General features: G+C 70.3%; 20 protein-coding genes and 2 pseudogenes. 6 read left to right on the top strand and 16 right to left on the bottom strand.

What is annotated here, in order from left to right:
- Window positions 1-34: 34 nt before the first annotated feature.
- Entirely contained in the window at window positions 35-1,027 is a 993-nt protein-coding gene (locus tag KMS84_RS05585) for an aldo/keto reductase (protein WP_256914910.1), read from the bottom strand.
- 5 nt (window positions 1,028-1,032) lie between these two features.
- Entirely contained in the window at window positions 1,033-2,145 is a 1,113-nt protein-coding gene (locus KMS84_RS05580) for an NAD(P)/FAD-dependent oxidoreductase (RefSeq protein ID WP_256914909.1), read from the bottom strand.
- Window positions 2,146-2,327: 182 nt separating this feature from the next.
- Between KMS84_RS05580 and KMS84_RS05575 the strand changes: the two genes are divergently transcribed.
- Window positions 2,328-2,807 (top strand): MarR family winged helix-turn-helix transcriptional regulator, encoded by a 480-nt coding sequence (locus KMS84_RS05575; RefSeq protein WP_256914908.1) that lies wholly within the window; start codon window positions 2,328-2,330, stop codon window positions 2,805-2,807.
- 342 nt (window positions 2,808-3,149) lie between these two features.
- On the opposite strand, the gene KMS84_RS05570 is transcribed toward KMS84_RS05575, so the two are convergent.
- The gene (locus KMS84_RS05570; RefSeq protein WP_256914906.1) at window positions 3,150-3,533 is read right to left on the bottom strand and encodes a hypothetical protein; all 384 of its coding nucleotides are present in this window, start codon (window positions 3,531-3,533) and stop codon (window positions 3,150-3,152) included.
- A 200-nt stretch (window positions 3,534-3,733) separates the two neighbouring features.
- Between KMS84_RS05570 and KMS84_RS05565 the strand changes: the two genes are divergently transcribed.
- Window positions 3,734-4,216 carry a hypothetical protein gene (locus tag KMS84_RS05565; protein WP_256914905.1) on the top strand — a complete coding sequence of 161 codons (483 nt, stop codon included), beginning with the start codon at window positions 3,734-3,736 and terminating at the stop codon, window positions 4,214-4,216.
- A 101-nt stretch (window positions 4,217-4,317) separates the two neighbouring features.
- Entirely contained in the window at window positions 4,318-4,506 is a 189-nt protein-coding gene (locus KMS84_RS05560) for a hypothetical protein (protein ID WP_256914904.1), read from the top strand.
- 27 nt (window positions 4,507-4,533) lie between these two features.
- On the opposite strand, the gene KMS84_RS05555 is transcribed toward KMS84_RS05560, so the two are convergent.
- Window positions 4,534-5,703 carry an alpha/beta hydrolase family protein gene (locus KMS84_RS05555; protein ID WP_256914902.1) on the bottom strand — a complete coding sequence of 390 codons (1,170 nt, stop codon included), beginning with the start codon at window positions 5,701-5,703 and terminating at the stop codon, window positions 4,534-4,536.
- 263 nt (window positions 5,704-5,966) lie between these two features.
- Between KMS84_RS05555 and KMS84_RS05550 the strand changes: the two are divergent.
- Window positions 5,967-6,059, top strand: a pseudogene (locus tag KMS84_RS05550) (transposase); the annotation flags it as partial.
- Here the strand turns inward: KMS84_RS05550 and KMS84_RS05545 are convergent.
- From KMS84_RS05545 to dnaK, 10 genes are all read right to left on the bottom strand, one after another.
- Window positions 6,057-8,231: an FUSC family protein gene (locus KMS84_RS05545; protein ID WP_256914901.1), complete on the bottom strand. Its 2,175-nt coding sequence runs from the start codon at window positions 8,229-8,231 to the stop codon at window positions 6,057-6,059. The pseudogene KMS84_RS05550 and the gene KMS84_RS05545 sit on opposite strands and share 3 nt — an antisense overlap.
- Window positions 8,232-8,312: 81 nt before the next feature.
- Window positions 8,313-9,443 carry a hypothetical protein gene (locus tag KMS84_RS05540; protein ID WP_256914900.1) on the bottom strand — a complete coding sequence of 377 codons (1,131 nt, stop codon included), beginning with the start codon at window positions 9,441-9,443 and terminating at the stop codon, window positions 8,313-8,315.
- Window positions 9,444-9,935: 492 nt separating this feature from the next.
- Window positions 9,936-11,717 carry an FAD-dependent oxidoreductase gene (locus KMS84_RS05535; RefSeq protein WP_256914899.1) on the bottom strand — a complete coding sequence of 594 codons (1,782 nt, stop codon included), beginning with the start codon at window positions 11,715-11,717 and terminating at the stop codon, window positions 9,936-9,938.
- Entirely contained in the window at window positions 11,717-11,977 is a 261-nt protein-coding gene (locus KMS84_RS05530) for a UBP-type zinc finger domain-containing protein (RefSeq protein WP_256914898.1), read from the bottom strand. Before KMS84_RS05530 ends, KMS84_RS05535 begins: the two co-directional genes overlap by 1 nt.
- A gap of 6 nt (window positions 11,978-11,983) precedes the next feature.
- Complete coding sequence (gene trxA / locus KMS84_RS05525; protein WP_256914897.1) at window positions 11,984-12,442, bottom strand: thioredoxin; 459 nt, start codon at window positions 12,440-12,442, stop codon at window positions 11,984-11,986.
- Entirely contained in the window at window positions 12,439-15,078 is a 2,640-nt protein-coding gene (clpB, locus tag KMS84_RS05520) for an ATP-dependent chaperone ClpB (RefSeq protein WP_256914896.1), read from the bottom strand. The genes trxA and clpB overlap by 4 nt, the downstream gene beginning before the upstream one ends.
- Window positions 15,069-15,437, bottom strand: coding sequence for a chaperone modulator CbpM (locus tag KMS84_RS05515; protein ID WP_256914895.1), 369 nt, complete (start codon window positions 15,435-15,437; stop codon window positions 15,069-15,071). Before KMS84_RS05515 ends, clpB begins: the two co-directional genes overlap by 10 nt.
- A complete protein-coding gene (locus KMS84_RS05510; RefSeq protein WP_256914894.1) occupies window positions 15,437-16,366 on the bottom strand; it encodes a DnaJ C-terminal domain-containing protein in 930 nt (309 codons plus the stop codon). The genes KMS84_RS05515 and KMS84_RS05510 overlap by 1 nt, the downstream gene beginning before the upstream one ends.
- Before the next feature lie 6 nt (window positions 16,367-16,372).
- Window positions 16,373-16,960 carry a nucleotide exchange factor GrpE gene (locus KMS84_RS05505; RefSeq protein WP_256914893.1) on the bottom strand — a complete coding sequence of 196 codons (588 nt, stop codon included), beginning with the start codon at window positions 16,958-16,960 and terminating at the stop codon, window positions 16,373-16,375.
- 10 nt (window positions 16,961-16,970) lie between these two features.
- On the bottom strand, window positions 16,971-18,887 hold the full coding sequence (gene dnaK / locus KMS84_RS05500) for a molecular chaperone DnaK (RefSeq protein WP_256914892.1): 1,917 nt from the start codon (window positions 18,885-18,887) through the stop codon (window positions 16,971-16,973).
- A gap of 780 nt (window positions 18,888-19,667) precedes the next feature.
- Between dnaK and KMS84_RS05495 the strand changes: the two genes are divergently transcribed.
- On the top strand, window positions 19,668-21,377 hold the full coding sequence (locus tag KMS84_RS05495; RefSeq protein ID WP_256914891.1) for a PucR family transcriptional regulator: 1,710 nt from the start codon (window positions 19,668-19,670) through the stop codon (window positions 21,375-21,377).
- Between the two features lie 323 nt (window positions 21,378-21,700).
- Window positions 21,701-22,054: pseudogene (locus KMS84_RS05490) on the top strand (transposase); the annotation flags it as partial.
- 307 nt (window positions 22,055-22,361) lie between these two features.
- Here KMS84_RS05490 and metX read toward each other — a convergent pair.
- Window positions 22,362-23,507 carry a homoserine O-acetyltransferase MetX gene (gene metX / locus KMS84_RS05485; protein ID WP_256914950.1) on the bottom strand — a complete coding sequence of 382 codons (1,146 nt, stop codon included), beginning with the start codon at window positions 23,505-23,507 and terminating at the stop codon, window positions 22,362-22,364.
- Window positions 23,504-24,865 carry a bifunctional o-acetylhomoserine/o-acetylserine sulfhydrylase gene (locus tag KMS84_RS05480; protein ID WP_256914890.1) on the bottom strand — a complete coding sequence of 454 codons (1,362 nt, stop codon included), beginning with the start codon at window positions 24,863-24,865 and terminating at the stop codon, window positions 23,504-23,506. Before KMS84_RS05480 ends, metX begins: the two co-directional genes overlap by 4 nt.
- Window positions 24,866-24,987 lie beyond the last annotated feature (122 nt).

The following is a 24,987-nucleotide window of genomic DNA, read 5'->3' as shown; positions in this document are numbered from 1 at the left end:
GGCCGTTCCGCCGGCGATGAGCTTGAGGGTGTAGTTACCAGGCGTATGCCTCGGGCGCGGGCTTGGCTCCGTTCGGCGCGGGCGGCGGGAACATCCGGTCCAGGGCGGCCAGGGTGGCGTCGTCGAGGGTGATCTGCAGGGCGCGCAGTGAGCCGTCGAGCTGCCCGGTCGTACGCGGCCCGATGACCGGCCCGGTCACGCCGGGCTGTGCGAGCAGCCACGCGAGCCCGACGTGGGCGGGGTGCTCACCGAGGTCGGCGCACAGTTTCTCGTACGCCTCGATGGCGTCGCGGTGTTCGGCGAGGGCGGCGGCCGAGTGCGGCGAGCTGCCGCGGGCGGCGGCGCCCTCCCGCTGCTTGCGCAGGACGCCGCCGAGGACGCCGCCGTTCAGCGGGCCCCACGGGATCACGCCGATGCCGTAGTGGCGGGCCGCGGGCAGCACCTCCAGCTCGGCCCAGCGGGTCATCAGGTTGTACCGGGACTGCTCGGAGACCAGTCCGAGGAGGTGCCGGGAGCGTGCGGCCTCCTGCGCCTGCGCCAGATGCCAGCCGGCGAAGTTGGAGGAGCCGAAGTAGAGCACCTTGCCCTGCTGGCGCAGGACGGTGAACGCCTCCCAGATCTCCTCCCACGGCGTGTTCCGGTCGATGTGGTGCATCTGGAGCAGGTCGATGTAGTCGGTCCCCAGCCGCTTGAGGGAGGCCTCGGCTGCGCGCCGGATGTTCAGCGCGGACAGGAAAGCGTCGTTGGGCCACTGGCCGGTCGGCAGATAGACCTTGGTCGCGAGCACGGTCTTCTCGCGTCGGCCGTCACCTGCGGCGAACCACCGGCCGATGATCTCCTCGGTGGACTCCTCGCCCGGCCGCGTGCCGTAGACGTTGGCGGTGTCGAAGAAGTTGATGCCGTGCTCGTGCGCACGGTCCATGATCGTGTGGCTGTCGGCTTCGGTGGTCTCGGTCCCGAAATTCATGGTGCCCAGGACCAGCCGGGAGACCGACAGGCCGCTCCGGCCGAGGCGGGTGTACTGCATGGAAGTCACCACCCTTCGGCGGCGGTCGGGCCGAACTGGCCGGTGAAGCGGCCGGTGAACAGATCCGCGCCCTTGAACTCGGCGACCATCGAGGCCGGGGCGACGAACGGACCCTCGGGCGAGGGCAGCTGCCCGACCCCGCCGTTCGGACCGAGCGGCAGCAGGATCATGGGGTGCCCCAGCGGCTGGTACGTGGCCGTGGGCGGCCTCCCGTTCAGCTGGGCGGTGATGTTCTGCGCGACCACCTCGGCGTGCTGCATCGCGTAGCCGGCCATCTTGGCCTCGGGGACATCGGTGAGGTCGCCGACCGCGTAGACGTGCTCGTAGCCCTGGACGGTGAGGTGTCCGGACACCGGCACCCGGCCGTCGAGTGTACGGGGGGTGAGCTTGCCGTCGGCGAGATAGTCGCTGTTGACGGTGGAGCCGTAGGCGCGGAACCAGATGTCGGCGATGATCGCCTCGCCCCCGGCGGTGGTGACGGTGACGGTCTCGGCACGACCGGACCCGGTGCTCGGCGGCTCCGTGAGGGTCGTGTCCAAGCGCACCTGAATGCCCTGGGCCGCCAGCTGGTGGTGCAGGTCGGCGACGACCTCCGGCCGGAAGCCGGGCAGCAGCTTTTTCGCTGGGTCGACGATGGTGACGTGCTTGTCCGGCCAGACTTGCTTGATCTCCCCGGCCAGCTCCAGCCCGACCGGGCCGGCGCCGAGGATCAGCACCCGCTGCGCCGGCAGCAGTTCCCGGTGCGTGCGGCGCAGATCGTCCAGCGCCTCACCGATCGAATCGGAAACGGGCTTGGCCGGAAACGTGTAGCTGGAGCCGGTTGCCAGGACCACGTAGTCCGCCCCGACCCGGTCGCCGGACGCCAGGGTGACACCGCCGGGATCGACGGAGACCGCGCGGTCGCGTAACACCGTGCCCTTCGGCAGCAGCGTCTCGAACGGGAAGAACATGTTCGGCGCCCAGTCGGGCTGGGCAAGCGCCCGCAGCGACCCGGCCGCGTTCACGAAGCCCTCCCGGGGATCGATGAGCACGACATCCGCCTCGGGCTCGGACTCGAGCGCCTTGGCGACCGCGGCCCCTCCGTAGCCTCCGCCGATGATCACGACCGTTCGACTCATGACATGACCCCTCTCGGAAAAATCACGTTCGCTCCACGAACTTAACTAGTTCGTCTCACGAATCACACGTTAATAGTTCGCATTACGAACCGCAAGGGCTCCTGCGACGCTGGGCATTCTGGATGGGCGGCCGGGATGCCCGGCTTCGCAACTAGTTCGTGGCGCGAATGTATGATGGCTGCATGAGTAAACCCTCGGATGGGGCCATGGGAGTCGTCGCCGGACTGGTGCGGTCATCGTTCCTGGTGGACGCGGTCTACGGCGAGTCCGCTCGGGAGTACGGCATCACGCACCAGCAAGGGCAGCTGCTCTGTGTACTGATGGCGCAGCCCTACGGGATGAGCGAACTCGGCGGGATGCTCCGGCTGGCGAAGTCCAGCCTGACCGGGCTGGTCGATCGCACCGCGCGGCGTGGCCTGGTGCAGCGCGAGCCGTCCCCCGACGACGGCCGCGCGGTCGTGATCGCGTTGACCGAAGCCGGCGCCGAGCTCGCGGACGACTTCTACACCGAGACCTGCCGGCGGCTCTACGCTCTCACCCGCTGCCTCGATCACACCGACCGCACCCGCCTGGCGGCACTTCTCGCCCAAGTGGTCTCGGAGAACGAGGTCCCCGCCGTGTTCACCGAAACCGGCGCCGGCGAGCCGAGCGGCAAGGCCTGACCTCCTGCTGGAGCGCGGCGTTTCTCTTAGGAAGCCTCAAGCGGCTTCGGCCGCGTGTACTCGTGAACCGCTCATGGGGGAGAGGGCCCACGACCGCCGACTGTGCCGGAATCACCCAGGACCGTGTCCTGCACTACCTCCGCATCAAGAGCCGGCAAGCGGCTGTAACCAGCCGCGGCAGACGCGACGTGCCTCGCCGGGCGGCTGCAATGAATCTCGCCGACGTTGGTGACCTCGACGCCCTCGCCGCGCTGCCTGGCCGTGTGCTCGCCAAGCCGTTGCGGCAGCCGCACCGGGATGGGTGTGAGGGAGGCGTGTTCGGGCAGCGGGAACACGGCGATCTCATCGAGTTCGGTTCGCACGGTGCGCCGGGACCAGCCCGCCGCGGTCGTAGACGTCGACGTCGACTGTGCCGAGCGTCCAGCGGCCCCAGCGCTGCGCGGTCAGGACGAGTTCGACGCGGTGTGGGCCGACCGCGAGATGGTCGAGCCGGACCCCGTGACCGAGGGCGACGCCAGGGTCCAGGCGGGCGGGTGCACCTTCGTAGGACACCGTGATCCGCACCGCCACCTTCTCGCCTTCGAAGCGCCGCCGAGGCTCCACCTTGGCCTCGGCCGTCACTGCCGCTGGGTGCAGCCCGTCCGGCAGCGCGAGGGCGAGCAGGACCAGGGGCGCGGCGGCGAGAGCGAGTACCCAGGGCCGCCCGGTGACCAGCGCGGCGGCCAAGCGCTACGACGGCCAACGTGCCCAGCCGTAGGGCGCGTTCACCGGCGCGCCAGCCGGGCGGAGGCGGCAGCGCGGTGGTCGCCCCCTCGCGCCGAACTGACGAGCGAAGTCGTCAACTGTGTGGCCATAACGGCAGCAGCAGCCGCGAAAGGCCCGGACCTTTCAAACGGACGACATCGGCGCGTGAAAGGCTGAGCCGCATGATCAGTGAAGCCGATGAACCACGTCGAGACCTGTTCCTCCGAGACGGCCTGGAGGCAGCGGACGTGGTATGCGTTCACCGTGAGGCGCTTCGTGTCCTGCGAGACAGCATCGAGACGGCTCACGTCGATGCCTACAGCGGTATGGCATGGCCACGGGAAGTGGTGCCCGCGTACGAGCAGGCGTTGGCGATGGCCGCCGACGAGGTGGCCGAGGGCGTCCGGTCTGCGAAAGATGATCCCGGCATGGGGATTGACGTCGACGTCCGCGACGACACGCAGTTCGACGTGCTTCTGGCCTTGGCTCCCTACACGATTCATGCCGAGGCGTGGCGACAGGGTCGAGAGATCTTCAGCGCCAGCGACACGGGCACTGCCCTGTGGGTCGCTGTCACATCAGAGCAAGAGGTTCGGCTCATGTCACGGCTCGATGCGCTGGGTGTCCCGCAGACGGCGTTCACGGCTCAACCTCGCCGGCGGTGACATCTGTTCGCCCGGTGATCACGGCACCAGATTGCGTAGCCACAAGATGAGCGAACTCGGCTGCCGTCCCGCCTGGTAGCGAGTTGCGAGCTTGTCGAACCGTGTGGCGACGGCCCAATCAAGTCGACCTGTTCTTCTCCACCCTGACCCGGCGTCTACTACGCCGCGGCCAGTTCGCCTCCCGCGACGAACTGGCCGCGGCCATCGACACCTTCGTCTTGGCCTACGACGAACACGACGCCAAGCCATACCGCTGGATCTATGACGGCAGCCCACTCAAAGCCGCATGAGCCCTGAAGGATTAACGCGGCGCTGCACTAGGACTGGAAGAGCACTTCCGGATTGTTCGGCGAGGGGCCGTCCAGCAGCGGACTGTGGATCCCCTTCAGCGTCCGGTCGAAGAACGCTGTCACGTACGCGCGGGTGATCACCACCCCGCGTTCCGGGGAGAGGGGCGGCGTCGGGAACCCGGCCTCCTCCAGAAGCAGGTCCAGGTCGGCGAAGCTGAAGTGGTCGGCGCCGGCGACCGTCAGCCACCTCTTGTAGCCGCCGAGGGCGGCCCAGGCCTGCTCCCACACGGTGTAGTCGTCGCCGCCGGGCGCGTGGTTGACGGCCGCACCCAGCATGAGGAACGGCCGGTTGATCTGACCGGGCATCGGGGCCGGGTGAAAGGTGCCGTCCATGTTCACCGCGGCCCGTACTCGCGCGTCGGCGATCATCGTGGCGGCGGCCGCCGCTCCGCCGAGGGAGTGTCCGGCCATGCCGACCTCGTGCTTGTCGATGAGGTGTGCCAGGCGCCACGCGGTATTGCCATGCGTCAACCGGTCGATCAGGAAGGACACGTCCAGCGCGCGGCTGGTGGCTACGGAGTCGAGGTCGAGCGTCGGGTCATCGCAGATCGCGCACGGCGGCGTCTGGCCGTTCGCCAGCGTCTCGCCGCTGTCCTCGTAGGTGTGGCCGACGAGCGCGACGACGTAGCCGTGACTGGCCAGGTCGGTCGCGAGCGAGGTGAGCGTCATGCGCGGGTCCTCGTACGCGGGTGAGAGGACCACCAGCGGATACCTGCCGTGCTGCGGCCGCGCGCCGTCGAAGGCGTGAGTGGTGACGCTGGAAAGGTTCTGTGCGGTGACGCCGGAGCTCGCCGGCAGCTTCTGACGCTGGATGACCCCGGCTGCCTCGGCGAGAGTCATATAAGGGGCCGGAGTCCCGGTCCCGGGGACGGCCGGGTAGACCATCGTGACGGTCAGTCGGCGGGGGCCGGATGACGGCACCCACGGGTCGGGACGGCTCGCGTCGGTGAGATGGATGACGTCCTCGCCGGCGGCGTAGGGGCCGGTCGGCGCGGGGAGCATGCCCTGGAACGACCGCGTGGGCGCGCTGGCCGTGGCCGGTGCGGTGTCGAACGCCTGCGTGGCCACCTCGCCAGCCGAGGCGGCTCCGGTCGTCACCGTCGTAGCGGCCAACACCAGGCCGACCAAGACCGTCACGGTGCTGCGCCGACGGGACACGGAGCGCGGATTGCCTGTTGAATGAGCGGATTTCATGTCGCAGAAGCTAGTGACGACCGCGCTCGCCCACTGCCCGGCCAGCGGGTGTATCCGCCCTGGGGCAAGCCCTACCACGGCACCAGACTCGAGCGCCTGACGACCTCGCGTCAACCCCCGAAGGACTTCCGGAGCCGACCGCTCGAGAGCTGTCCGGGCGATCATGTGACCGCCGTCTGCCTGATGCGTTGTTGTGGCCATGGGGGCGGGATCACCGGCAGGTGATCGACGGGATTCTGCACCAGGTGCGGACCGGAGCGCACTGGCGGGATCTTCCTGAGCGTTTCGGGGAGCTGTCACACACCGCCGTGCGCGGATCCTGATCCGTCACCTTGGGCCACGGCCGCCCGCATCCGTCGCTCCTCGCGAGTGGAGCCGACATCCCGTTCCAGGGGTGTGCGGCTCACGGCTGTCGTGAGGTCCTCCAGGGCCCGCCTCTGCAGTTCCGCCCCGCGTCGCAGCACCGGGTTCCACTCCCCGGCTGCGGCTCCATCCCACGCATCGAGTGCTTCCTCCACGCGCCTCCAGTCCGGATTCCTGTGCTCCCGCACGTCGACTGCCGCCTGCGCCGTATCCGCCTCCAGGGCTTCGGCGAGCCGCTCCGTCTCGGGGGTGGAACGGCTGTCGGCCTGCGGGGCATGGCTCTCCATCAGCATCGCTGCCCGGTCGAGTTCCTTGAGCGCCTCCTGCGCCTCCTCCGCCTCGCGCGATGTCAGACCTCTGGGGCGGACCGGTTCCTGCTTTGCGTGGTCGTACGCCTCCTGCCAGGCAGCGCATGCCTCCCTGCTGGCCAGCAGGGCCTTGCGCATGTCGACGCGATGCTCCCGGGTCGGTTCGGCGTAGCTGCGGAGCACTGCGGCCGCGTAGCGGCCGTCGGCGGCGAGCCAGTCCGCAAGCCGGCCCGCAAGCCGGGGGGTCTCCCATGCGGGGAAGACCGCGTACGCCAGCATGGCCAAGGCTCCGCCGAGCAGGGTGAGCACCATGCGCTCCGGGACCGTCTGCTCCCATGCCTGGCCGCCCATGCCGAGCAGGAAGACGACGTACGCGGCAGTGAAGCACTGGGAGTAGGCGTAGCCGGTGCGGTTCAGTGTGTACGACAGGGCCACCGCGACAACCGCCAGCGCGCCGAACACATGGGCGTCCGGGCCCAGAGCACGCACCATCGCGGTGGCCAGCGCCACCCCCACCAAGGTCCCGGCGAGACGGCCCACCGCGCGCGCATACGTCCGGTGGAAGTCGGGCCGCATCACCATCACGGAGGCGATGGGCGCCCAGTAGCCGTGGCCCACGGGTAGCCGCGAAGCAATGAGATAGCCGAGCGTGGCCACCGCCGCCAGGCGGACGGCGTGCCGGAACACGGGGGAGTCCCGGCGGAGCTCACGGCGGACCGCCCGGAGAACGACCGGGAGCAGCCGGAACATCGTCGGGCGCACCCGGAGGTGGGCGCTCGCGGGGCCGGACGGCGTCGGCGCCCCGTCGCGCGCGCCGCCGCTGCCGGCGATCTCCAACGCCTCGGTGAGCAGTTCCCCGAGCCGTTCGGCGGCCTGCCGGGCGGGTCCCTCCAGCACGTCGTGCTCCTCGTCGATGCGCAGGACGTCCGCGCTCCCGGGTGGCACCTCGACGGGAGTACCGCGGCGGATCGAACGGGCTGCCGCGTCCAGGACGTCGGCGGCCGTGTAGAGCAGCTCTCGCGCGCGGTCCCGCCCGGGGCCCTCCGGCGGGGCCCCGACGTCCGGGTCGGCGAGCGCGGCGAGGACCGGCAGAATGCGTTCGGCGAGACCCCGGGGTCCGTGCAGGGCCGGGGGTCGGGTTCGGGCCTGTGAGGGCGTCACAGCGGCCGCGTCCCGGGCCGTCATCAAGGGCACCGGGTCGAAGGGGGCGGACGGGTCCTGCCTCAGCCAGCGGGCATAGTTCGCCACGGCGGCCAGGGCGTCGGCGAGCGCGTCACGATGCGCCCCCCAGCGGCGGATCGGGAACAGCAAGATCAGCACAGCCTGCGCCACGCCTCCGAGCGCGATGACCCCCGCGTGTTCCAGGGCTCGGCCGACGCTCGTGGGCAGGGTGACGGTCACCAGCATGCTGCCGACCGTCGTTGCTGCGACGATCCCAGCGGTCGACCCGAGGGCCCATGACATCCCCGCGGCAAAAGCCCATACGGCCAGCAGCGGGAGAAACGTTTCGACGCGCCCTGCCGCCAGGTAGCCCACGAAGGTGCTGAGTGCCAGACCCGCGCCCGCACCGAGCGCGATCACCTTGCGCGGACGCCAGGTGCGCTGAAAGATGGCCCCGCCCGCGGAGTAGGCTCCGAGTGCGGCGGACGCGGCGTACGCAGGGGAAACCAGCCACAGCGCCGGCCCGATGACGATCGCCACCCCCGCAGCCGTGCGGAGCGCGAGCAGGGGCTCCAGCCGCGTTTCCTCGATCGTGAGCCCGGATCGCACGACCTCCCTGAAGGTCCGCAGCCACCTCACCCATGTGAGCCTAGCCGGAACGCGTTGCCGGGGCCCGTCGGCCGCTTTGACGCCGCGCCGCTGGTCGTGCCGGTAGCGCGTTCATGTCGAGGGCTGATCATCGTGATCTTGGAGCATGCGACGACGTTCTTGCTCGCGCTTCGAGTAGGCGGCTGCCCGGATCGCATCGTCGCTCTCCAGGCCTGATCCCAGCGCACCGCCCACGGTGGCGACCGAAGCGACGAACCAGGACAGCGTCACGTAGTCCTCTGCGTGCAGTGGGGTTCGTGTCACAGAAGCGAACAGTTGGTCGTTGAGGATGAACAGCGCCCACACCCAGTTGACGACCATCAGGCCCACGTAGCAGACGAGCACACCGATCCCCACGGTCACGACCGTCGAGGCGTTGTAGAGCCGCGCCCTCTGCTTCGCCTCCGGCGAGCTCTCTTCCGGCCGATGCCACAGCTCCGCGTCCACGATCAGCCAGCCGATCATGAGCGCGACAGATCCGACCGTGGCGATCACGAGGCGTGGTGTGCTGAGGGACGCGGCCAGGCTCCAGACGGTGGAGTTCACGGTGGCCACTGCTCCCGTGGCGAGTGCGGCCGCCAGGGCTTTCGACAGGCCCGGCACCAATCGCCACGGCCGATTGGCGCGGACCATACCCGCGAGCACCCGCAGGTAGCCGCGCGGCCCGCTGACGACGTACCGAAGGTCGTCGGTCTCCTTCTCACCGGGCGGGCCCGGCTGAACAGGCGAGAAACGATTGACGAAGGGCCCCAGCCGCGGCTGACTTCGCGGTGTTTCTTGCGCCCCGTTGGTCCGCGGAGCCGCCAGGCCGAGCACCGCGTCCTCGACGGCCCGACGGGCCCTCACCGGCAGCCGCAGGCCTCCCAATGAGGGAAGGGAGAGCAAGGCCAAGCCGCGTTCGTGATTCAGGTTCACAGCGAGCTTGCGCCCGTGCGCGTGCAGCGGGAGGTCAGTGAGGGCCACGACTATGTCCCAGTTTTCCGCACTCCCACGGTCCATGATCCGGCGCATCAAGGTGGGGGGATCCTCCGTCCCCGAAGTGAAGGGCTCACTGACCACCTCGACGTCGAACCGCCGCCTCTGGCCCGACTTGTCGGCAAGCCGAGCAGGAAGAGTCCGAGCCATGCGTTGCGCGATCTCCGTCGGCGCGTCCGGATCCGCCAGGAGGGCCACGACCGTGATGTCCTGCGACGACTCCCGCATGACTGGACCCTCCTCGTCGGCTGTCCCGCGATCCCGAGTGCCCACAGACGCCACCCAGGTAACGTCGACGCCGCATGGCACTGCGGCCTTCACCAGCGGGTGCAGGCCGACCGGCGGGCGCATCTCCTCGCCCTCCCGACGCCGGGCCTGCTCCCCGCGTTCGCTTGCGCCACCGCCAAGTCCCGCTCAGTCCCACTCCCGGCACGCCCCGCACCCGTGCAACCGCGGCTGCCCCCTGCATGGCTCATCCGGCCAGGGAGAAGCCGGTCTCACCCATCCTCCGTGAGCCTTTGGTTTCAGGCCCTCGCAGGCGCTCAGCCGGCGGGCCGGCCTTGCCGAACAGGACCGCGTGGCTGGAGGGGAGTTAGCTGATGATCTGGTTCGGCTCACCGCCGGTCACAGCAGAGGAAGGTGGTCGGGACCGCGCCGGCGTTCGACTGCGCCGTCCGCGCCGGGTGGGGGTGCGCTCAGAGATCCGTCGCCCGCCGGGTGTCATGCGAGCCAAGCGGATTGCCTGGGGCGGGTGTTCGGGGAACTGTCGGTGCCGCCGGACGCGGTCGAATGGCCCAGGTGGCGGTGCACGAAGTGGATGCTCATCGCGCCTTCGCCGACCGCGGAGGCCACGCGCTTCACTGAGCCGCTGCGGACGTCGCCGGCGGCGAACACGCCAGGCTGGCTGGTCTCCAACGTCAGGCAGTCTCGGCCTTGGCTCTGCCACAGTTCGGGAACGGAACAGGCCTGCGCCTCAGCGCCCGTGAGCACATAGCCGCGCGCGTCGAGGGCGAGCGCGCCGGACAGCCAATCGGTGTGAGGGTCGGCTCCGGTGAAGACGAACAGGGCTCGTACGTCGAGGGGGTGGTGCTCGCCCGTACGGTGGTCGACCACGGTGACCGCCTCCAGCGCCTTGTCGCCGAGCGCCTCGGTCACCTCGGTGTGCAGCAGGACGCGCACCCTCGGGTGGCGCTCGATCTGGTCGATCAGGTAGCGGGACATGTGCGCCTCAAGGCTCGGCCCACGGACGAGCAGATACACCTGTGGTGCGAACCCGGCCAGGAAGAGCACGGCCTGGCCGGCGGAGTTGCCGCCGCCGACCACCGCCACCGGGTGGGCACGGCACTGCTGGGCCTCATAGACGGTCGCCGAGTAGTGGACGCTCACACCCTCCAACGGCTCGATGCCGGGCACATGGAGGCGGCGGTAGCGGGCACCGGTGGCCAGGACGACGGTATGGGCGGTGATCTCGCTGCCGTCTGCGAACCCGACGGCGTAGTGGCCGTCCCGCCGTTCGAGCCGGGCCGCCTCCGCCGGGAGGCTGATCCGGGCGCCGAACTTGTCCGCCTGGAGCACGGCGCGTTCGGTGAGTTCGGCGCCGGAGATGCCGGAGGGGAAGCCGAGCAGATTCTCGATGCGGGACGACGTGCCGGCCTGCCCGCCGGTGGCCATCGCCTCGACCACGGTCGTGCCGAGGCCCTCCGAGGCGGCGTTCACCGCGGCGGCCAGTCCGGCCGGACCGGAGCCGACGATCAGAAGATCGCCGCGGCCGTTGCCCGACTCCAAGCGCGGCAGGCCGATCAACCGGGCCATTTCGGCGTTGCTCGGATTGCGCAGCATAGTGGTGTCCCGCCAGATCACCAGCGGCGTCTGCTCCGGACCGACTCCGAAGCGGCGCAGCAGAGCCTCGGCCTCCTGGTCCGTCTCCAGATCGATCCAGCGGTGCGGCAGCCGGTTGCGGGCTGCGAACTCGCGCAGCCGACGGGTGTCGGGCGAATAGCGCGAGCCGATGATGCGGAAACCGGCTCCCTGCCCGACGAGCAGGGCACGGCGGCCCAGGCAGGCGCGCAGCACCACATCACCGAGCGTGGGGTCCCGGGTCACCAGCTCACGCAGCTGATCCATGGACAGGGCGAGGATCTCGCCCGGGTCCCTGACCACGGCGGTGTAGAAGGCCACCTGTCCGTTCAGGAGGCCGAGTTCGCCGATGAAGCGGCCCGCGCCGTGCACACGAAGCAGGCGTTCGCCGGGTGTGCCGTAGTCCTCGACGATGGCGATCGAGCCACTGAGGACGACGTAGAACATCTCGCACCGCTCGCCCTCCCGGATCAACAGATCACCTGTTTCAGCGGCGCGCCGCCGGCCGTGCTGCGCCAGGCGGGCCGTCTGATCGTCCGACAGGCGGGGATAGGCGCCGTGGATGTCGGGAGTCTCAAAGGAGACGCTCTCCTCCGCCTCGTCCGGCGCCGGCGCCGCGCCCGGGCGGGTCTCGTCGCCGGACATCACACGAACGCCTCGTGGACGAAGCACCACCGCCAGTCCTCGCCGGGCTCCAGCGACGCCACGATCGGATGGCCGTCGGCGGCGGCGTGGCGGCGGGCGTGCCGGTTCGGCGAGGAATCGCAGCAGCCGACGTGGCCGCAGGTCAGGCAGAGCCTGAGGTGGACCCAGGGGGAACCCGTGGCCAGGCACTCCTCGCACCCCTGGGCACGCGGGGAGACGGGGCGTACGAGGGCGAGGTGGGGGTCGGTTCGTACGGTCATGGCCGATCATCCTTTCCCGGCCGGTTCGTGGCCCGCGATCGACTGCTCCACCCACCGCCGCAGGGCAGGGGCAGGTGCGGCACCCGCCTGCCGGGCGATGGTGCGGCCTTTGTCGAGGACCAGCAGTGTCGGTACCGCCTGCACTTCGAACCGCTGCGCCAGGCGCGGGTTCTTGTCGATGTCGACCTTGACCAGCTTGATCTGTCCCGCGAGGTCGGCGGCGACCTTCTCCAGTGCGGGGCTGACCATGCGGCAGGGGCCGCACCAGGTGGCCCACAGGTCGACGACCACGGGCACGGTGGCCTGCTCGACGACCTCGGCGAAGTCGTCGTCGCCCGCGTCGGCCGTCCACGGCAGAGGTTGCTTGCAGTTGCCGCAGGTGGGGCGGCCCTCGGCGGCCACAGGTACCCGGTTGGTGCGCCCGCAGTGCGGGCAGGTGACGTTGGTGGCCTGCATGGTGCTCATGCCGCCGTCGCTCCCCTCGCTTCCTCGGGCTGGTCGTAGGTGACCACCAGCTCTCCGTGCTGGGCGTCGACGCGGACCTTCGCGCCGTCCTGTACGTCGCCACGCAGCAGGGCCCGCCCGACCAGCGTCTCGACCTCGTGGGAGATGTAACGCCGCAGCGGCCGGGCCCCGTAGACCGGGTCGTAGCCCTGGTGGGCTATCAACTCCCTTGCTGCTTCAGTGAGTTCGACGGAGATGCGGCGTTCGGCGAGGCGGTGGCGCAGCTCGTCGAACTGCAGCTCCACGATCCGCTCGATCTGGCGCTCACCGAGCGGCTTGAACAGCACGATGTCGTCGACGCGGTTGAGGAACTCCGGGCGGAAGTGCCCGCGCAGTTCGCCCATCACCAGGGCGCGGGCGTCGGGCTTGATCTCGCCCTCGGCGGTGGCGCCGTCGAGGAGGTGCTCGGAGCCTATGTTGGACGTCATGATGATCACGGTGTTGCGGAAGTCGACCGTGCGGCCCTGAGCATCGGTGATGCGTCCGTCGTCGAGGACCTGGAGCAGGGTGTTGAAGACGTCGGTGTGCGCCTTCTCGATCTCGTCGAACAGCACGACCGAGTACGGCTTGCGGCGTATGGCCTCGGTGAGCTGGCCGCCTTCCTCGTAGCCGACGTATCCGGGCGGTGCGCCCACGAGCCGGCTGACGGTGTGCCGTTCCTGGTACTCACTCATGTCGAGGCGGACCATGTTCTCCTCGGAGTCGAACAGGGCCCGGGCGAGGGTCTTGGCCAGCTCGGTCTTCCCCACGCCGGTGGGGCCGAGGAAGATGAACGAGCCGATGGGGCGGCGCGGGTCGCGGATACCGGAGCGGGCGCGGATGATGGCGTCGGCGACCAGCTTGAGGGCCTCGTCCTGGCCGATGACGCGCTCGCGCAGGATGTCGTCGAGGCGCAGCAGTTTCTCGCGTTCGCCCTCCTGGAGGCGGGAGACAGGGATGCCCGTCCAGGCGGCGACGATCTCGGCGATCTCCTCCTCGGTGACGACCTCGCGCAGCAGCCGGTTCTGCCCTTGTTTGGAGGCCAGTTGGTCCTCCTCAGCGGCAAGCCGGCGCTCCAGGTCCTGGAGGCGGCCGTAGCGGAGTTCGGCGGCACGGTTGAGGTCGTAGGCGCGTTCGGCCTCCTCCGCCTCGTGGCGGACCTGCTCCAGTTCCTGGCGCAGCTCCTGCACGCGGCGGATCGCTTGCCGTTCGGCCTCCCACTGGGCGTGTTTGGCGTCGGCCTCGCCGCGCAGGTCGGCCAGTTCCCTGCGCAGTTCTTCCAAGCGGGCTTTGCTGGCGGGGTCGGTCTCCTTGGACAGAGCGGCGTCCTCGATCTCCAGACGGGTCACCCGGCGGGTGATCTCGTCGAGTTCGGCGGGCATGGAGTCGATCTCGGTGCGCAGCCGGGCGCATGCCTCGTCGACGAGGTCGATGGCCTTGTCGGGCAGGAATCGGTCGGTGATGTAGCGGTGGCTGAGGGTGGCCGCCGCGACCAGTGAGGTGTCCTGGATTTTGACGCCGTGGAAGACTTCCAGGCGTTCGCGCAGGCCGCGCAGGATGGAGATGGTGTCCTCCACGCTCGGCTCGTCGACCAGGACCTGCTGGAAGCGGCGTTCGAGGGCGGCGTCCTTCTCGATGTGCTTGCGGTACTCGTCCAGGGTGGTCGCGCCGATCATGTGGAGTTCGCCGCGTGCCAGCATGGGCTTGAGCATGTTGCCCGCGTCCATGGCTCCTTCGGCGGCCCCCGCGCCGACGACCGTGTGCAACTCGTCGACGAAGAGCAGGATCCGCCCCTCGGCGGCCTTGACCTCGCTCAGCACGGCCTTGAGGCGTTCCTCGAACTCGCCGCGGTACTTGGCGCCCGCCACGAGTGAGCCCATGTCGAGGGCGAACACCGTCCTGTCGCGCAGTCCTTCGGGCACGTCACCGCGCACGATCCGCTGGGCCAGACCCTCCACGATGGCGGTCTTGCCCACGCCGGGGTCGCCGATCAGGACGGGGTTGTTCTTGCTCTTGCGGCTGAGGATCTGGGTGACGCGGCGGATCTCGGCGTCCCGTCCGATGACGGGGTCGAGCCGTCCGGCCCTGGCCTCGGCGACCAGGTCACGGCCGTACTTCTCCAGTGCCTCGTAGGCCACCTCGGGGTTGGCGGAGGTCACGCGCTGATTGCCGCGGATCTGGGTGAGCGCGCCGAGGAAGGAGTCCTGGGTCACGCCGTGCTCCTTCAGCAGGCGCCCTGCGGCTGTCGCCGATCCCTCCTCGGTCAGCGCCAGCAGCAGGTGTTCCACGGACACGTACTCGTCCTTGAGGCGTTTGGCCTCCCGCTCCGCCGCGTCCAGCAGCCGGGCCAGGCGCTGGGTGACGAAGACCTGGCCCGGCGCCGCGCCCGGGCCGGTCACCTTGGGCCGGCGCGAGAGCTCCTCGCGTACGGACGCGCGCAACTCCTCAGGATCGGTGCCCGACTGCCGTAGCAGCCTCGGGATCAGCCCCTCCTCCTGGTCGAGGAGGGCGAGCAGCAGATGTTCGCCGTCGACCTCGGTGTGGCCCAGCCGGCCGGCGGCGCTCTGGGCCTCCTGCAGGGCTTCCTGTGACTTCTGGGTCAGTCGGTTCATGTCCATGGTGGAAGATCACTCCTCGCGCCTGCACGCCGCAGCGCGGCTTCGAGCAGGCTGATGCGGTCGAGCAGGTCGAGCACCAGACCGAGGGATGCGTAGTTCAGGCACAGCCCGGTGCGCAGCCGTTGAACGCGGGCCAGGGCGGCAGGGGCCGTGGGGGCGAACATCAGCCGTCCGGAGGCGTCAGGACCGGCGTCCACCAGTCCGAGGGCGACGAACCGACGGATCAGGTCGGGATGGAGGCCTGAGCGGCGGGCCACGGTCTCCAGGGAGAGCATGGGCACAGGCACGATCGCGTACTGCACGCCCACCTCGGTCGTTCGTGCCTGGGGTGGGCGGGCCTTGGCCGGTCGGTCGGTCATCAGGTCCTCCTGGGGTCGAACGAGGAGACAGCGGCAAGTTCCTCCAGCAGCTCGCGCTCCCGGTCGCTCAGCCGGGGCGGCACCATGATCCGCAGCTCCGCGTACAGGTCTCCGTCAGCGCCGCGCGGGCTCGGCATCCCCTCGCCGCGCAGCCGCAGGCGCCGTCCGCTGGAGGACCCGGCGGGCACGGTCACCTTCGCCGTGGCACCGCTCGGGGTGCGCACCGGCACGGTCGCGCCCAGCGCGGCCTCCCACGGGGCGACGGGAAGGTTCACGTGGACGTCCCGGCCGTCGAGGCGGAACTCGGGGTGCGGCTGGATCCGCACCCTCAGGTACAGGTCCCCGGCGGGAGCGTCGTCGCCGCTCCCGCGCCCGCCCTCCCCGGCCAGCCGGATGCGCTGCCCGTCGGTGGTGCCGGGCGGTACGTCGACCTGGTAACGCCGCTGCCCGGCCGGTCCGGCGAGGGTGACCGTACGGCGGCCGCCCCGATAGGCCTCCTCGACGGTGAGCGGCAGTTCGGCCTCCTGGTCGGCGCCGGGCACGCGCATCCGCCCGGCGCCGCCGAACAGCGAGCCGAACAGATCATCGACGTCGACCCCCTCGCCCCCGAAGCCTGACGTGGAGTACCGCACCCGGGGACCGCCGCCGGGGTTCCACCGGGGACCACCGCCGGCGCCGGCGGCGACCTGCTCCTCCCAGTCCTGCGGGATCTTCCGGAAGTCCTCGCCGAAGCGGTCGTAGCGGGCTCGCTGCTCCGGATCGGACAGGACGCTGAAGGCCTCGTTGACCTCCTTGAACCGTTCCTCCGCCTGAGGGTCCCTGTTGACGTCGGGGTGGTACCTGCGGGCCAGGGTGCGGTAGGCCCGCTGGATCTCGTCCCGCTCGGCGGTGCGCGGAACGCCGAGCACGTCGTAGAAGTCGCGTGCCATGGACGGTCACTCCCGCTTGGCGACGGTCACGGCGGCAGGCCGCAGCTGCCGCTCGGCCTCCCCGTAACCGGGTCGCAGCACCTGGACCACGGTGCTCGGATCGGCGTCGGGATCCTGGACCACTCCGACCACCTCGTGCAGGGCCGGGTCGAACCGCACACCTTTCTCCGCGTGACGCGGGTAGCCCAGCCGCTCCAGGACGCTTACGGCCTGGTCACGCACGGCCCGGACACCCTCGACGATCGCACCGGGGTCGGCGGCCCCCGCGTGGCTCAGGGCGAGGTCCAGGTTGTCGATGACGGGCAGGAAGGCCGCAGCCGTACGGGCGCGTTCGGCCGCGGCCACCCGCTCCAGCTCCCTGGCGTGGCGTTTGCGCAGGTTGTCGAGGTCGGCCAGGGCGCGCCGCCAGTTGTCCTCGGCCTCTCGCAACGCTGCCGCGGCCTCGTCGTCGGGTGAGGCGGTACCGGTTGCGGGGTCGGGCCCTGGCCCGGCCTCTTCGGTCAGCGGTCCAGGCTGCTGGAGGTCCCCGCGCGGCGGCTGTACGGTGCCTTCGGGCGGCGGGTCGGGCTCTCGGCCCCGGGGGGGAATGGGCATGGCGGGCACCTCAGCCCTTGTCGAACTCGGCGTCGATCACATCGTCGTCGCCCCCGGCTCCGTCCGGCGTGGCCCCGCCGGGGCCGGCTCCGTCCGGCGAGCCGGTGCCCGCGGGACCGCCCGCGGCGGCTCCTGCCTGGTGGGCCGCGAGGCCCGCGAAGACCTGCTGGAGCTCGGAGGCCAGCGGCCGGACCTTGTCCACCCCGCCCTCGTTCTTGACCGCGTCGCGGGCCTCGGCCACCAGCATCTCGGCGCGGGCCTTCTCGTGTGCGGGCGCGGCGTCGCCGAGCTCCCCGAGGCGCTTTTCGACCTGGTAGGCGATGGCGTCCAGTTCGTTGCGCGCGTCGACTGCCTCGCGCAGGGCCTGGTCCTGTCCGCGGTTGCGTTCGGCCTCCTGGACCATCCGCTCGACTTCGCTGCCGTCGAGGTTGGAGCTCTCGCTGATGGTGATGCTCTGTTCCTTTCCGGTGTCCTTGTCCCGCGCGGTGACGTTGAGGATGCCGTTGGCGTCGACGTCGAAGATGACCTCGATCTGCGGCTCGCCGCGCGGCGCGGGGCGGATGTCGGTGAGCTGGAAGCGGCCCAGGACCCGGTTGTCGGCAGCCAGCTCGCGCTCGCCCTGCAGGACGACGACGTCGACGGCGGGCTGGTTGTCCTCGGCGGTGGAGAAGGTCTCGGTGCGGCGCACCGGGATGGTGGTGTTCCGCTCGATGATCTTCGTCATCACGCCGCCGCGTGTCTCGACGCCCAGCGACAGCGGGGTGACGTCGAGCAGCAGGACATCCTTGACCTCGCCCTTGAGGACCCCGGCCTGGATCGCGGCGCCCTTCGCCACGACCTCGTCGGGGTTGACGCTCATGTTGGGGTCCTTGCCGCCGGTCAACCTGCGCACCAGGGCCTGGACGGCGGGGATGCGGGTGGAGCCGCCGACGAGGATGACCTCGTCGATGTCGTTGTCACTGACCTTGGCGTCGTCCATGGCCTGCCGCACCGGGCCGAGGCAGCGCTCCACCAGGTCGCCGGTGATCTGTTCGAACGTGGATCGCATGATCGTCTCGGTCAGATGCTTGGGCCCGGAGGCGTCGGCCGTGATGAACGGCAGGCTGACCTGCGTCTGGGTCACCGAGCTGAGCTCGGTCTTGGCCTTCTCCGCGGCCTCGAACAGGCGTTGCAGCGCCTGGGGGTCCTTGCGCAGGTCGATGCCGTTCTCCTTCTGGAACCCGTCGGCGAGCTGGTCGACCAGCCGGCGGTCGAAGTCGTCGCCCCCCAGATGGCTGTCGCCCGCCGTGGACCGGACCTCCACCACGCCGTCGCCGACGTCGAGGATGCTGACGTCGAAGGTGCCGCCGCCCAGGTCGAAGACGAGCACCGTCTCGTGCTGCTTCTTGTCCATGCCGTAGGCGAGGGCGGCCGCGGTCGGCTCGTTGATGATCCGCAGTACTTCCAGGCCGGCGATCCGTCCGGCGTCCTTGGTGGCGGTGCGCTGGGCGTCGTTGAAGTAGGCGGGCACCGTGATGACCGCCTCCGTGACCTTCTCTCCCAGCTGTTTGGAGGCGTCGTCGGCGAGCTTGCGCAACACCTGGGCGCTGATCTCCTCGGGCGCGTAGAGCTTGTCGCGCACCTTGAAGCGGGCGGCGCCGCCGTCTCCCTCGACCACGTCGTACGTGACGGCCTTGGCCTCTTCGGAGATCTCGTCGAAGTGCCGGCCGATGAACCGCTTGGCCGAATAGATGGTGCCCTTGGGGTTGAGGATCGCCTGGCGACGGGCCAGCTGGCCCACCAGGCGCTCGCCGGTGTCGGTGAAGGCCACCACGGACGGTGTCGTGCGGTTGCCCTCGCTGTTGGGCACGACCGACGACTCGCCGCCCTCCCAGACGGCGATCACCGAGTTCGTGGTGCCCAGGTCGATGCCTACTGCCTTGGCCATGAGGAACTCCTTTCGCGACGGGCGGCCCCGCTCGCCGTCGGTGACGCGCCCGGCTTCCCGCACTCGCTCAGGTGACGGCGGGGCCGCTCCGCGGGCGGCCGCTCTTCCAGGCCCCGCTGCCGGTGCTGGTGCCGGTCCCGCAGGGAGGTCCGGCCGTCAGCCGCACTGCCTCCTCGGCGCCCGCTTCGCCGCACCGGCTGGGCTGCATGCAGCTCACCGAGACGTAGTGCAGGCCGCCATACGGGGCAGCGTGTAGCACCAGGCCCGTCAGAGCAGCGACGAGGGCTCCGAAAAACCAGTCCGTTCAGGGCGAGGAGCAGTCCCCACACGAACGGGTCCAGCCAGTTCAACAGTTCGATGATCCACCCGATCAGTGTGCCGACCAGGGGAACCTCCATCGGAGAGGTGATCGACAGCGCGTTCCGCCGCCTGGTGGGTCGTGTACGAGGCGACGGTCCTGCGGGCCTGCTCGTTCATCAACCGGTCCTCCCTGTCACGGCCGCCGGTGCGCCCGACGATCCCTGACACGCCCAGAGTGGCAAGAGCACGGCGCGCTCCGCCTGCACCCGGCAGGTCAGAATGTGACGCAATAGGTCGGTCCACGAGAGCAAGGCCAAAATCCAGACAAGTCGGATGAAGGTGCCTAGGCTGGGCGCCAGGGCTCGCCCAGTCGTGGATCCCACGACTCGCTCGATCGCCTCCGATGACTGGAGGAGAACGGAGTGACCTATGGCCTGCCATCCGTCACGGAGGCTCCCCCCTGACGGGTCCGACCAGCAAGTGACCCGCCAACCGAGCAACACCGCGAGCACCGGACGGCACGATCCCAGCCCGCTCGCGGCGCTGGACCCAAGCGGGCTGCTGATGCTGTCCCACGCTCTGTTCGCCTGTGCCGAACAGAGTGAGATCGTGCGCTTGGTCATGGGGCACGTCAGTGCCCTGGGTCCCTACCATGCCGAGGCCGGATACCTCGTGACGGGCCACGGCTTGGCCCGCGTCCCCGGCCATGACGCGGGAGCACCGAAGGCCGACGACGCACAGATGAAGGACCTGAACGAGGCCGACGGCTCCGTATCCCTTCCGGAACGGTCCTGGACCTGGGCGTTCGGCCTGCGAGGGGCCGGCGGTCTGCTCGGCTACATCCTCGTCTCCTCTCGCTCCGGGCCGGACGAGAAGGGGCGCTTCCTCCTCTCGACCCTCGTGGGGCTCGCATCGGCGGCCCTGTCACTGACGGTCACCCGTGCCGCGCAGCACGACAAGGCCGGTGAACTCAGCCAAGTCCGCACCGAACGGGACACCGCGCTGGTGCAGCTGGACACCATGCGTTCCCAACTGCACCTGCAGGAGACCGTGCACGAAACCCTCGCCCGGGTCGCTGCCCGGGGCGGCGGCGAGGCCGCCATCACCCAAGCGCTGTACGAACTCACCGGGCTGTCGGCGCTCGTCGAGGACCGGTTCGGCAACCTGAGGTCCTGGGCGGGCCCCGACCGTCCCGATCCCTATCCGGTGCGGTCCTCCACATACCAGGAAGGGATGCTTCAGCAGATCGCGCGCGAGCCGGGCCCGGTCAGAGTCAAAAACCGGCTGATCGCCCTGGTCCGTCCGCGCGGCGACGTCCTCGGCGTACTCGCCCTCGAGGACCCCGAGGCGACGGCCGACGAGCACACCCGGTTCGCCCTGGATCATGCCCGGCGGTCGCTCGCCCAGGAACTCATGCACACGCGAGAACTCGCCGAGGCCGAACTGCGACTGCGCCGCCAGCTCATCGACGACCTGCTGGAGGGCACTGACGAGACAAGCGCCTACGCCCGGGCCGAAGCCGTCGGCCACGACCTGCAACGCACCCACTACGTGGTCGTGGTGCACTGGCCGGGCAACGCCTCCGACGACTCCTTCACCCGTGCAGTGGAGCAGGCGACAGCCACCTCGGTGACCCGTCCGCTGATCACCCGTCGCGGCGACAGGATGGTCCTGCTGACCGAAGCGAGGCCCGACGACAATGCCGTGTACACGGCACTGGCCCACGAGCTGGGAGCGCCCGACGGAGCAATCGGCGTGAGCACCCGCTGCGACTCCCCGAACGGCATTCCCCGCTGCTACAGGGAAGCACTGCGGGCCCTTGAGGTGCGGCAGAACTCCCGCCAACGCAGCGGGACGACTTTCTTCGACGACCTCGGGCTCTACCGGATCCTGGGGCCAGGAAACGATCTCCGGGAGCTCGAAGACTTCGTCCGAGAGTGGCTCGGCCGACTGATCGACTACGACGCGGAGCACGACACCGAATTGGTGGAGACGCTCTCGCGCTACTTCGACTGCGGAGGCAACTATGACGACGCGGCCGCCGCACTGACCGTCCACCGCAGCACCCTGCGCTACCGGCTCCAGCGCATCCGTGAGATCAGTGACCACGACCTGGCGGATGTGGACACCCGGCTCAATCTGCAGGTGGCAACGCGCGTCTGGAAGATCATTCTGGGCGGGCGGCGCTGACCGCGGGTACCGGAGGGTCGACGCTGCGGCTCAGCCCGGAACAGGTCGCCTGTGAGTGAATGCGATGTTTGCAGGACCCCGTCACCCCCACGACGGACGCGCCGGCAACCGACTGGCCGTGTGCCCACTGACCGGCACCGTCACCGAGGCCCGGCCGTCCTGCGTCGATCAGTGCTCCGGCTGATGTGCGGACGCGTGCGTCGACCGCGGCCGGGGGTCCGTCGGCAGTTTGCCCTCCAGATAGAGGAATGCTGGCCCGTGGAGCAGTGCCCAGCACGCCACGCCCAGGGCGTCGGGGGCGGCGTCCGGGCGGGCGCGCGCGGAGAAGCTCGAAAATCCACCTCATCGTCGACCGCCAGGGACTGCCCCCTGTCGATCGGCATCTCCGCCGCCCATCTCCAGGACAGCCAGGCCCTCGTCCCGCTGCTCTGCGGTATCCCACCCATCCGGTCGCGTCGCGGCCCTCGCCGCCGGCGGCCCGGCAAGCTGGACGGTGACCAGGGCTGCGACTATCGGCACCTGCGGCAATGGTTCGCTTCCCGCGGGATCCGGCACCGCCTCGCCCGCAAGGGCATCGAGTCGTCCCAGCGGCTGGGCCGCACCGCTGGGTGGTGGAGCGGACCATGTCCTGGTTGTCCGGCTGCCGCCGCCTGCACCGCCGCTACGAGCGCAAGCCGGTACGGAGGGGGACAGGCTGTGCGAGGCCGTCACGCCCGACACAGCGCGCCGGCCACCCGCTTGAAGTCGACGGCGAGCCGCCGGGTCAGAAACGTCACGTGGTCACGTTCAGCAGGGGGTTGGTGAACGAGTGGTCCCAGTCGCGGTCGTGCGCGATGCCGCCACGGCGCTCGCCCTCACGCTGCTCGGCCGGGAGGACATCGCCGCCCACGACGGCTCGCTGGAGGAGTGGTCCAAGGACCCGCACGCTGCCGCTGGAACTCGGTGGCTGAGCCGGCCGGCGGGCCCGGATCTCGCCGCCCCCGCTCAGCGGACGAGCTCTCCCACGAGCGCGGCGACCTGCTCCACCTCGATGAGGAAGCCGTCGTGGCCGTAGGGGGATTCGATCAGCCGGAGGTTGTCGGCGGTGGGGATGCCCGACGCCAGCTCCGCCTGCTGGGACGGTGGATAGAGGCGGTCGGAGTCGACCCCGGCCACGAGTGTTCTGGCGGTCACCCGGCGCAGGGCGGCGCGTGTGCCGCCGCGGCCCCGGCCGACGTCGTGGCTGTTCATGGCCTCGGACAGGACGACGTAGCTGCCCGCGTCGAAGCGGCGCACCAACTTGGCGGCGTGGTGGTCGAGATAGGACTCGACCTGGTACCGGCCGCCGCTCCAGGGGTCCTCCGTGCCCTGGGACGTACGACCGAAGCGAACGGCGAGTTCCGGCTCGCTGCGGTAGGTGACGTGGGCGAGCCGCCGGGCCAGACCGAGCCCGGCGTGCGGTCCCTGACCGGTGTCGTGGTAGTGGCCGCCGCGCCAGTGCGGGTCGGCGCGGATGGCGTGCAGCTGGATGGTCGCCCAGGCGATCTGCTCGGCGCTCGCCGCGGCCGTCGAGGCGAGCAGCAGCAGGGCGCCGGTACGCTCGGGATACGACACGGCCCATTCCAGTGCCCGCATCCCGCCCATCGAGCCGCCGACCACCAGCGCCCAACGGGCGATACCCAGCGCGTCGGCCCAGTCGGCCTCGACAGCGACCTGGTCTCGTTGGGTCAGGAAGGGAAAGTCGCCGCCCCAGCGGCGGCCGTCCGGTGTGAGCGACGACGGCCCGGTACTGCCCTGGCAGCCGCCGAGGACGTTCGGCGCCACGACGAACCAGCGGTCCGTGTCCAGGGCCCGTCCCGGTCCCACGAGTCCGTCCCACCAGCCGGGGGTGGGGTGCCCGGGACCGGCGGGGCCGACGACGTGGCTGTCCCCGGTGAGGGCGTGCAGGACGAGGACGGCGTTGGAGGCGTCCGCCGCGAGCCTTCCCCAGGTCTCGAACGCCAGCTGCACGCCCGGGAGTTCGCTGCCCGCCTCCAACGCAAGCGGCTTCTCGCGGGCATACCACTGGCGACGCCCGGGCGGGTCCCCCTCCCGCCAGGCCCCGGAGGCCGGCGGGAGGGGAACCTCGGAGGGCGTCGGTACGGTGTTCAGGACGCGCCCTTCGCCGCACGGAACCCCGCCTCCAGGTCGGCCTTGAGGTCGGCGAGATTCTCGATGCCGACCGACAGCCGCACCAGGCCGGGCGTGGTGCCGGTGGCCGCCAACTGCTCCTCGTCGAGCTGGCTGTGGGTGGTGGACGCAGGGTGGATGATGAGGCTGCGGACGTCGCCGATGTTGGCGAGATGGCTGAACAGCTCGACTGCGTCCACGAACCGTTTGCCCGCCTCGATGCCGTCCCGCAACTCGAAGGAGACGATGGCACCGGCACCGCGCGGCAGGTACCGCTGCCCGGCCTCGTGCCAGCGACTGGACGGCAGTCCCGGGTAGTGGACGGCGGCGACCTCGTCGCGCTGATCCAGCCATTCGGCCAGCGCCTGGGCGTTCGCGGAGTGCCGCTCGATGCGCAGGCTCAGCGTCTCCACACCCTGGAGCAGCAGGAACGCGGAGTGCGGGGAGAGCGCCGGGCCGAGGTCACGCAGCAGCTGCACCCTTAGCTTGATGGCGAAGGCGCCGGGGCCGAGGGCGGGCCAGTACTGAAGACCGTGGTAGCTGGGGTCGGGCTCGGTGAAGTCGGGGAAACGGTCGGCGTGGACGCCGAAGTCGAAGGTGCCGCCGTCCACGACGACCCCCGCGATCGCGGTGCCGTGTCCGCCCAGGAACTTGGTCGCCGAGTGCACGACGATGTCCGCGCCGTGCTCGATGGGCCGCAGCAGGTAGGGAGTCGGGACCGTGTTGTCCACGATCAGCGGCACGCCCGCCTCGTGGGCCACGTCCGCGACCGCTCGCACGTCCAGCACGTTGCCGCGCGGGTTGCCCAGCGTCTCCGCGAACAGCGCCTTGGTGTTCGGCCGGATCGCCGCCCGCCAGGCCTCGGCGTCGTCCGGGTCGTCCACGAAGGACACCTCGATGCCGAACTTGGGCAGCGTGTGCCGGAACAGGTTGTAGGTGCCGCCGTACAGGGAGGTGCTGGAGACGATGTGGTCCCCGGCGCTCGCCAGCGTCAGGATCGCGAGGGTCTCCGCGGCCTGCCCGGAGGCCAGGGCGACCGCGGCAACTCCGCCCTCCAGCGCGGCGATCCGCTGCTCGAAGACGTCCTGGGTGGGGTTGTGGATGCGGGTGTAGATGTTGCCGGGCTCGGCGAGTGAGAACAGGTCGGCGGCGTGCTGGGTGTCCCGGAACACGAACGACGTCGTCTGGTAGATCGGCGTCGCCCGGGCACCGGTCGTCGGGTCCGGCGCGGCACCCGCATGGATCTGCCTGGTCTCGAAGGACCACACGGAGGTGTCGGGCCCGGCGGAGGTTTCCTCGGGGGTGTGGCCGGCGGTGACGGAGTCGATGGGCTGGCTCATGGTGCTGCTCCCTGTGCGGAGGGTGAGAGGGGGAAGGCGTGAGGGAACCGCAGCGCTGGAAGCCGCCCCGACGGAGGGCGGCGGTCAGCGTGAAGCGGTGAGGAAGGTGCTGGTCAGAAGCC

It is taken from the genome of Streptomyces hilarionis, assembly GCF_024539675.1.
Taxonomy (GTDB): Bacteria; Actinomycetota; Actinomycetes; order Streptomycetales; family Streptomycetaceae; genus Streptomyces; species Streptomyces hilarionis.
Note: the sequence above shows the minus strand (reverse complement) of the source record. Positions and strands in the feature narration are given on the sequence as shown.